Source organism: Mycobacterium sp. E2238 (genome assembly GCF_001672665.1).
Classification (GTDB): Bacteria; Actinomycetota; Actinomycetes; order Mycobacteriales; family Mycobacteriaceae; genus Mycobacterium.
Genome location: NZ_LZKF01000063.1, coordinates 69642 through 77945 on the forward strand (window position 1 = coordinate 69642; position 8304 = coordinate 77945).

The following is an 8304-nucleotide window of genomic DNA, read 5'->3' on the forward strand; positions in this document are numbered from 1 at the left end:
ACTCGTTGCGAACAGCGATTCGCGCGTCCAGTTACGCGTCTTCCAGCAAATCAGGTGTCACTGCCGACTCGGTGTCCGGAATGCCCTCGATCTTGGCCTTACGGTCGGCCATCGACAGCAGCCGGCGAATGCGGCCCGCCACAGCGTCTTTCGTCATCGGCGGGTCGGCGAGCCGGCCGAGCTCCTCCAGCGAGGCCTGCCGGTGCTCGACGCGCAGCTTGCCGGCCGAGGCCAGGTGGTCGGGGACGGTGTCGCCGAGAATCTCCAATGCGCGTTCCACGCGGGCCGCTGCCGCGACCGCCGCCCGCGCCGAGCGGCGCAGGTTGGCGTCGTCGAAGTTGGCGAGCCGGTTGGCAGTCGCCCGCACCTCGCGGCGCATCCGGCGCTCCTCCCAGATCAGCCGGGTGTCCTGGGCGCCCATCCGGGTCAGCAACGCGCCGATCGCCTCGCCGTCGCGCACCACCACCCGATCGGCGCCACGCACCTCGCGTGCCTTGGCGCTGACCCCGAGCCGTCGCGCCGCGCCCACCAACGCCAGCGCGGCCTCCGGGCCGGGGCAGCTGACCTCCAGAGCCGACGACCGTCCCGGCTCGGTCAGCGACCCGTGCGCGAGGAAGGCTCCGCGCCAGGCGGCCTCGGCGTCGGCGACGCTGCCCCCCACGACTTGGGCGGGCAGACCGCGCACGGGCCGGCCGCGGTTGTCGAGCAGTCCGGTCTGGCGTGCCAGCGCCTCGCCGTCGTTGGCCACGCGCAACACGTAACGGGTGGTCTTGCGAATCCCGCTGGCCGACAACACATGCACGACCGCGTTATAGCCGTAGAGCTCGAAGATGTCCTTGCGCAGCCGGCGCGCGACGTTGCCCAGGTCCACCTCGGCCTCCACCACCACCCGACCGCCGACGATGTGCAATCCACCGGCGAACCTCAGCAGGGACGTGACCTCCGCGCGACGCGCACTGACCGACTTCACGACCAGGCGGCTGAGCTCGTCCTTGACTTCGGTCGTCATCGCCACGCGTCGTCACTCCTCGGTCCGCTGCCGCCCGGTCCATCTCCACCGGTCTGTGGACTTGCACCGTCGACCCGAATTTCCGCGGTGGCCGTGACCGGAGGCGCTCCCGGACCCTTGTGGGCCGCCCGGACCCCGTCCAGGGCCGCCGCGAGTTTGCCTGGATCATGTAAAGGTGTACCAGGTCGGGCCACATCGGCGAAGTGGACCTCGGCCGAAAGCAGCGTCGCGGTGCGGCGCAGGTGCTCGCGCTCCCGCTCACTGGGCACGCGCTCGGCGTCGATGATGATGTCGTGCACGGTGAACCCCGGTGCGTGCTGGGCCAACACGTGCAGATGACGCTCGACGGAGAAGCCAGCCGTCTCCCCCGGCTCGGCCATCAGATTGAGCACCAGCGCCCGCCGGGCGGTGGTGGCCCGCAGCGCCGCCGCCAGACCCGGCACCAGCACGTGCGGGATCACGCTGGTGAACCACGAGCCGGGACCGAGGACCACCAGGTCGGCGGCCATGATGGCGTCGACGGCCTGACGGGTCGCCGGCGGATCGGACGGCAGTAGGCGCACCCGTCGGACCTTGCCCGGTGTGGTGGCGATCGCCACCTGGCCGCGAATCAGCCGGAATATCCGCGGGTCGGTCTCCAGGCCCGACACGTCCGCCTCGATCTGCAGAGCGATCGGACACATCGGCAGCACCCGGCCCTTGACGCCCAGGATGCGGCCCAGCTCGTCGAGGGCGGCCACTGGATCGGCCAGCACTTCCGACAGCCCGGCGAGCAGCAGATTGCCGATCGGGTGCCCGGCCAACGCCCCATTGCCGCCGAAGCGGTGCTGCAGAATGGTCGCCCACAGCCGCCCGTGCGGGCTGTCGGATGCCAAGGCCGCCAACGCCATTCGCAGATCACCCGGTGGCACCACATCCAATTCGCTGCGCAGCCGCCCGGAGGAACCACCGTCGTCGGCGACGGTCACCACGGCGGTGACGTGCGGCGTCAGCCGGCGGGCCGCGGACAGCGTCGCGTACAGACCGTGTCCGCCGCCCAGCGCGACGATGCCCTTATTCGTCGGCGCGTTCATTCGCGCCCCAGGTCCCGGTGCAACACCCGCACCGAAAGTTGTGCTTCGCCCTCATCGGCCTTGAGGATCTGCATCAGCGCCTCGGCGATCGCAACGCTGCGGTGCTTACCACCGGTGCAGCCGATTCCGACCGTCATGTACCGCTTGCCCTCCCGGCGGTAACCGTCGACGACCAGAGAAAGCAACCGATGGTAGGCGTCGAGAAACTCCGCGGCGCCGGGCTGGCTCAACACGTATTCACTGACGGCCGGGTCCTGTCCGGTGAGCGGGCGCAGCTCGTCCACCCAGTGCGGGTTCGGCAGGAACCGCACGTCCATCACCATGTCGGCGTCCATCGGCAGGCCGTACTTGAAGCCGAACGATTCGACGGTGACGCTGATCGACGTGCTGGCTTCGCCGCCGAACGCGCGCTCGATGCTCTCCCGCAAGCCCCGCACCGACAGTGTCGACGTGTCGATGATCAGGTCGGCGGTGGCGCGCACCGGGGCCAGCATCCGGCGCTCGGCGGCGATGCCCTCGGCCAGGGTCTGGTCGCCCTGCAGCGGATGGCTGCGGCGGTTCTGTTCATAGCGGCGCACCAGCATGTCGTCGGATGCCTCCATGAACACCACCCGCGGGCTGATGTTTCGGGTGGCCAGCTCGTTGCGCACCTCATCGAGGTCACCGGTGAAGCCGCGCGACCGCACGTCCATCACCACCGCCAGCCGGGTGATCCGCGACCCGGCGTCCATGCCGAAATCCACCATCCGCGTGATCAGCTGGGGCGGCAGGTTGTCGGCCACATACCAGCCCAGGTCCTCGAGCACTTTGGCGGCGGTACCCCGCCCCGCGCCCGATAATCCGGTCACCAGAACGACATCGATGCCGGCCGGGGCACCTCGGGTGTGGCCCTCCGCCAATTCACCCGTCATTCGGCTTCTCCGGGTGGGTCAGGTCGCAACGCCTCCAGGACGGCGGTGGCGGTGGCCACACCGATACCGGGAACGGCCGTGATCTGGTCGACGGTGGCCTCCTTGAGGCGGGCAATGGATCCGAAATGGGTTACCAGCGCCTTGCGGCGATGCTCCCCCAATCCTGGCACCGAATCCAGCGCCGAGGCGGTCATTCGCTTGGATCGCTTGCTGCGATGGTAGGTGATGGCGAACCGATGCGCCTCGTCGCGAATCCGTTGCAACAGATAAAGGCCTTCGCTGTTGCGCGGCATGATGACGGGATCCGGCTCGGACGGCACCCAGATCTCTTCCAGCCGCTTGGCCAGACCGATCACCGCGACGTCGGTGATGCCGAGGTCTTCGAGCACGGCGCTGGCCGCGTTGACCTGCGGTGCGCCTCCGTCGACGACGTAGAGGTTGGGCGGATAAGCGAATCGGCGCGACTTTCCTTCGGGTGAAAGCATATTCGGATCGTTTTGTTCACTCAGGTGGCGCGCGAACCGGCGCCGCGTCACCTCGGCGATCGAGGCGACGTCGTCCGAGCGCCCCTGCCCGGCGGCTTCACGAATCCCGAAGTGGCGGTAGTCGGACTTGCGCGGCAGGCCGTCCTCGAACACCACCAACGAGCCCACCACGTCGGTGCCCTGCACGTGGCTGATGTCGACGCATTCGATGCGCAGCGGCGCATCAGCCAACCCGAGGGCTTCCTGAATGTTCTGCAGCGCAGCCGATCTGGCGTTGAAGTCGCCGGCCCTTCTCAGCTTGTGTTGCTGCAGAGCCTCTTTGGCGTTGCGCTGTACGGTTTCGGCGAGTGCCCGCTTGTCGCCGCGGCGGGGCACCCGCAGCGCGACGCGCGAACCGCGCAGGCCGGACAGCCAGCTGGTCAGTTCGTCGGAGTTGGACGGCAGGCAGGGCACCAGCACCTCGCGCGGCACCGGGTTGGCGGCCTCGTCGGCCGCACCACCCAGTTCGGCCTGCTCGCCGTAGAACTGCGTCAGAAACTGCTCGACCAACTGCTCCTCGCCGGAATCACCCGCCTCCGCGGACTTTTCGACGATCCAGCCGCGCTGTCCGCGCACTCGGCCGCCGCGGACGTGGAACACCTGCACCGCCGCCTCCAGCTCGTCGTCGGCGAAGGCGACCACGTCGGCATCGGTGCCGTCGCCGAGCACCACGGCCTGCTTCTCCATGGCGCGTTTGAGCGCACCCAGGTCGTCCCGCAGGCGAGCGGCCCGCTCGAAGTCGAGTTCGTCGGACGCGGCGTGCATTCGCTGTTCCAACTCGCGCGCGAAGCGGTCCGTCTTGCCGGACAGGAAGTCGCAGAAATCGTCGACGATCTGGCGGTGCTGCTCGGCGCTGACCCGGCCGATGCAAGGCGCCGAGCACTTGTCGATGTATCCGAGCAGGCACGGACGGTCGATCTGCTTGTGCCGCTTGAACACACCGGCCGAACAGGTGCGGGCCGGAAACACGCGGGTGAGCAGGTCCAGCGTCTCCCGAATCGCCCAGGCGTGGGAGTAGGGCCCGAAATAGCGCACGCCCTTGCGGCGCGGCCCGCGGTAGACCATCAGCCGCGGAAATTCCTCGTTGAGGGTGACGGCCAGCACCGGGTACGACTTGTCGTCGCGGTAGCGGACGTTGAACCGCGGGTCGAACTCCTTGATCCAGTTGTATTCGAGCTGCAGCGCCTCGACTTCGGTGTTGACCACCGTCCACTCGACCTTGGCGGCGGTGGTCACCATCTGCCGGGTGCGCGGGTGCAGGGCGGAGATGTCCTGGAAGTAGGACGTCAGCCTGCTCCGCAGGCTCTTGGCCTTGCCGACGTAGATGACCCGTCCGTGCGTATCCCGGAATCGGTAGACGCCCGGCTCGACCGGGATGGACCCGGGCGGAGGGCGATACGTGGCGGGATCTGGCACCCATCCAGGCTAGTAGCCGTCGGGCGGATGCCGGCCCCTCGGGATCACGGCTCGACGCGCCGAGAACGGCGCCCCTGGTTCGACCGCTGCCTGTAACGCATTCGAGCGCTTGTTCGATAAATAGGTCAGCCGCCGAGAGATCCGCCAACTCCCAGAAAAGGGCCGACGACCTCGGGTTACGACGACTAACACGCGGTGTGGACGGTTTGGACGGCTCTCGTTCTGGTTACCAAGGTGGTAGCTGGACGTTACAGTGGGTGGCAATCAATGGAGGGAGTCCACAGATGTTCAAGCGCTCGTTGACCAGGATCGCGATGGGGGTTGGCGGCCTGGCATTGGCGTCGACCGCCGCAGCTGGGGTCGCATCGGCTGCCCCTGACTACGGCCCGATGATCAACACGACCTGCAGCTACGACCAGGCGATGCGGGCGGTGCACGCGGAAAACCCGATGGCCGCTCAGTACCTCGACCAGTCGCCGCCGAACCAGCAGTTCTTGCAGCAGTACCTGGCGTCGTCGCCGGATCAGCGCGTGAACCTGCTGCACGCCATCGAGCACAACCAGGGCGCGCAGCAGGCTTTGCCGATCTTCCAGCAGATGATGACCGACTGTAAGAACTTCTGACCGATCCACCTGACGGGCTATCCGTGCGAGCACGGATAGCCCGTTCAGTGGCTATGCAGGTCGGGCCGATACCGCGCCAATAGCGATCGCACGGTGTCCATGGCGTCGATCGCGCGTTCCTTGTCGACGGCCTGGATGGCCATCACGGGAATGTACTCGTCGTCGGGCAGGTCGATGCGCGCCCAGCGGTTCCCCACCGGGAACGAGACACCGGCGACGTCCGGCCACTCGATCAATTTGTCGCCCAGTAGGTTACGCACCGATATGCCGGCGGCCCCGACGCGCAGCCGGGGCCGGGCGAACAGCAGCACCACGCCCGCGAGGACCAGACCGAGCAGCGCCATCGCCACCTGGTCGCTGGTCTGGAACACCACCCCGGTCGATCCGGCCTTGAGCAAGAATCCGATCGCGATGTGCACCGCGGCGATGATGATCGCCGCCCCGTAAACGAATTTAGGTGTGCGGTAGGGACGCAACTCGACGTCCCAGCCCCCCTGGTCGGTCACGACCGAGCGCGCAGGTCACGCAGCGTCAGCGCGGTCTGCAGCGCCGCACCGGTCGCCTGAGCACCCTTGTCCTCGGCTGATTCGGGAAGACCGGCGCGGTCGAGGGCCTGCTCCTCAGTGTCGGTGGTCAGCACCCCATTGGCCACCGGCGTCGAAGAGTCCAGCGACACGCGGGTCAAGCCCTGCGTCACGGCGTCGCACACATAGTCGAAATGCGGTGTCTGGCCACGGATTACCACACCCAGGGCGACCACCGCATCGTGATTGCGGGTCAGTTCCTGCGCCACCACCGGGATCTCGATCGCGCCGAGCACGCGGACCACCGTCGGGTCGTCGATGCCCCACGCGGCGGCCACCTTGCGAGCACCGGCGAGTAGCGCGTCGCAGATCTCGGTGTGCCAGGTGCTCGCAACGATGGCCAACCGCAGACCGGATGCATCCAGGGGCCGAACCTCCGGCACGCCCGCGGCAGGACTCACAGAGCGCCGCCGAATTCGCCTGGCAGATGAACCGATTCGTGAAAGTCGTCGAGGCCGGCCAGGTCATGGCCCATCTTGTCGCGCTTGGTCATCAGGTAGCGGATGTTCTCCGCGTTGGCGCGCACCGGCAGCGGCACCCGCTCGATGATGTGCAGGCCGTAGCCGTCCAGCCCGACCCGTTTGGCCGGGTTGTTGGTCAGTAGCCGCATCGAGCGGACGCCGAGGTCGACCAGGATCTGCGCCCCGATTCCGTAATCCCTTGCGTCCGCTGGCAATCCGAGTTTGAGGTTGGCGTCGACGGTGTCCTCGCCGGCGTCCTGCAGCTGATAGGCCTGCAGTTTGTGCATCAGGCCGATACCGCGGCCCTCGTGGCCACGCATGTACAGCACGATGCCGCGGCCCTCCCGCGCGACCATCGCCATCGCGGCGTCGAGCTGAGGCCCGCAATCGCACCGGCGGGAACCGAACACGTCACCGGTCAGGCACTCGGAGTGCACCCGGACCAGCACGTCGTCGCCGTCGGCGTTGGGCCCGGCGATCTCGCCACGCACCAGCGCGACGTGTTCGACGTCCTCATAGATGCTGGCGTAGCCGATGGCGCGAAACTCTCCGTGCCGGGTCGGTATGCGGGCCTCGGCGATTCGCTCGATGTGTTTCTCGTGCTTGCGCCGCCACTCGATCAGATCGGCGATGGTGATCATCGCGAGGTCGTGCTCGTCGGCGAAGACCCGCAGCTCGTCGGTCTGCGCCATCGCGCCTTCGTCCTTTTGGCTGACGATTTCGCAAATCGCGCCCGCGGGTTGCAATCCGGCCATCCGGGCCAGGTCGACGGCGGCCTCGGTGTGGCCGGGGCGGCGCAGCACGCCGCCGTCCTTGGCGCGCAACGGAACCACGTGACCGGGGCGCGTGAAATCGTTGGCGATGCTGGCGGGATCGGCCAGCAGGCGCATGGTGGTCGCGCGATCGGAGGCCGAAATACCGGTGCCCACACCGTTCTTCGCGTCGACGGTGACGGTGTAGGCCGTCCCGTGCTTGTCCTGGTTCACCGCGTACATGGGCAGCAGCCCCAGCCGGTCGCAGATGGCGCCGTCCAGCGGGACGCACAGGTACCCCGAGGTGTAGCGGACCATGAACGCCACCAGCTCCGGCGTCGCCTTTTCCGCGGCGAAGATCAGGTCGCCTTCGTTCTCGCGATCCTCGTCGTCGATGACGACCACGGCCTTTCCGGCCGCAATGTCGGCAACCGCCCTCTCGACGGAGTCCAACCTCGTCATCGTCGCTACCTTGCTGTCTCAGGGGTCCGCAGGAAGAGCCCAAGTGTTGCATTCAGTATGAACCACCGCGCGGGCCACGTTATTGCCGCGGAGTTCGCGACGGACCGGCACGGCGCCTGTGCACCTTCGGAACGATGGGGACTGGCGCGGCAAAACGACCCCCGATCCGGTCCCAGCAATCTACGCTGGGCGCATGAGAATCGCGGTAAGACTGGCGGTACCGGCCGTGACCTTGATGTTCGCGGCCGGACTAGCAGCGGGCGTCGCCTCCCCGCAACGGGCGACGGCCGACGCGTGCGCCGACGTCGGCGGTCGGCATGTGAGCGTCGGCGGGTGCACGGATCCGGGTCGCTGGGGTAACTGGGTCCTTCCGGCCGGCGCGATGACGGTCCCGCCGCCTGACGCACCACCACCGTGCTACACCCCATCCGGCGAGCCCTACTGGACGCCTCCGGGCGAGCCCTGCTGAGCGAACCGGCGCGGCGCGCA

General features: G+C 68.0%; 9 protein-coding genes. 2 read left to right on the plus strand and 7 right to left on the minus strand.

The genetic code is table 11. The features are described 5' to 3' along the window. Positions 1 to 31: 31 nt before the first annotated feature. The 4 genes from whiA to uvrC are packed head-to-tail and all read right to left on the minus strand — an operon-like array spanning position 32 to position 4933. Positions 32 to 1009 carry a DNA-binding protein WhiA gene (gene whiA / locus A5711_RS05375; protein ID WP_139272911.1) on the minus strand — a complete coding sequence of 326 codons (978 nt, stop codon included), beginning with the start codon at positions 1007 to 1009 and terminating at the stop codon, positions 32 to 34. Further along, positions 1006 to 2082, minus strand: a complete 1077-nt coding sequence (yvcK, locus tag A5711_RS05380; RefSeq protein ID WP_067944606.1) for a uridine diphosphate-N-acetylglucosamine-binding protein YvcK — start codon at positions 2080 to 2082, stop codon at positions 1006 to 1008. Before yvcK ends, whiA begins: the two co-directional genes overlap by 4 nt. Next, positions 2079 to 2993, minus strand: a complete 915-nt coding sequence (gene rapZ, locus A5711_RS05385; protein ID WP_067944607.1) for an RNase adapter RapZ — start codon at positions 2991 to 2993, stop codon at positions 2079 to 2081. The genes yvcK and rapZ overlap by 4 nt, the downstream gene beginning before the upstream one ends. Then, positions 2990 to 4933 (minus strand): excinuclease ABC subunit UvrC, encoded by a 1944-nt coding sequence (gene uvrC, locus A5711_RS05390; protein ID WP_067944608.1) that lies wholly within the window; start codon positions 4931 to 4933, stop codon positions 2990 to 2992. The genes rapZ and uvrC overlap by 4 nt, the downstream gene beginning before the upstream one ends. A 284-nt stretch (positions 4934 to 5217) precedes the next feature. Here uvrC and A5711_RS05395 point away from each other — a divergent pair, with 284 nt between their 5' ends. Continuing rightward, positions 5218 to 5556: a hemophore-related protein gene (locus A5711_RS05395; protein WP_067275840.1), complete on the plus strand. Its 339-nt coding sequence runs from the start codon at positions 5218 to 5220 to the stop codon at positions 5554 to 5556. 44 nt (positions 5557 to 5600) lie between these two features. Here the strand turns inward: A5711_RS05395 and A5711_RS05400 are convergent, their stop codons facing one another. The 3 genes from A5711_RS05400 to A5711_RS05410 are packed head-to-tail and all read right to left on the minus strand — an operon-like array spanning position 5601 to position 7815. Beyond that, complete coding sequence (locus A5711_RS05400; RefSeq protein WP_067944609.1) at positions 5601 to 6062, minus strand: PH domain-containing protein; 462 nt, start codon at positions 6060 to 6062, stop codon at positions 5601 to 5603. Further along, complete coding sequence (gene ribH / locus A5711_RS05405; RefSeq protein ID WP_067944610.1) at positions 6059 to 6541, minus strand: 6,7-dimethyl-8-ribityllumazine synthase; 483 nt, start codon at positions 6539 to 6541, stop codon at positions 6059 to 6061. Before ribH ends, A5711_RS05400 begins: the two co-directional genes overlap by 4 nt. Then, on the minus strand, positions 6538 to 7815 hold the full coding sequence (locus tag A5711_RS05410) for a bifunctional 3,4-dihydroxy-2-butanone-4-phosphate synthase/GTP cyclohydrolase II (RefSeq protein ID WP_067944611.1): 1278 nt from the start codon (positions 7813 to 7815) through the stop codon (positions 6538 to 6540). The genes ribH and A5711_RS05410 overlap by 4 nt, the downstream gene beginning before the upstream one ends. Positions 7816 to 8008: 193 nt before the next feature. Between A5711_RS05410 and A5711_RS26030 the strand changes: the two genes are divergently transcribed. After that, complete coding sequence (locus tag A5711_RS26030) at positions 8009 to 8284, plus strand: hypothetical protein (protein ID WP_082953169.1); 276 nt, start codon at positions 8009 to 8011, stop codon at positions 8282 to 8284. Positions 8285 to 8304: the final 20 nt, after the last annotated feature.

Bases quoted from the DNA above. Each gene is read 5' to 3' on its own strand.
- A5711_RS05395 (WP_067275840.1), top strand. From the start codon at position 5,218: ATGTTCAAGCGCTCGTTGACCAGGATCGCGATGGGGGTTGGCGGCCTG.
- A5711_RS26030 (WP_082953169.1), top strand. From the start codon at position 8,009: ATGAGAATCGCGGTAAGACTGGCGGTACCGGCCGTGACCTTGATGTTC.
- whiA (WP_139272911.1), bottom strand. From the start codon at position 1,009: ATGACGACCGAAGTCAAGGACGAGCTCAGCCGCCTGGTCGTGAAGTCG.
- yvcK (WP_067944606.1), bottom strand. From the start codon at position 2,082: ATGAACGCGCCGACGAATAAGGGCATCGTCGCGCTGGGCGGCGGACAC.
- rapZ (WP_067944607.1), bottom strand. From the start codon at position 2,993: ATGACGGGTGAATTGGCGGAGGGCCACACCCGAGGTGCCCCGGCCGGC.
- A5711_RS05410 (WP_067944611.1), bottom strand. From the start codon at position 7,815: ATGACGAGGTTGGACTCCGTCGAGAGGGCGGTTGCCGACATTGCGGCC.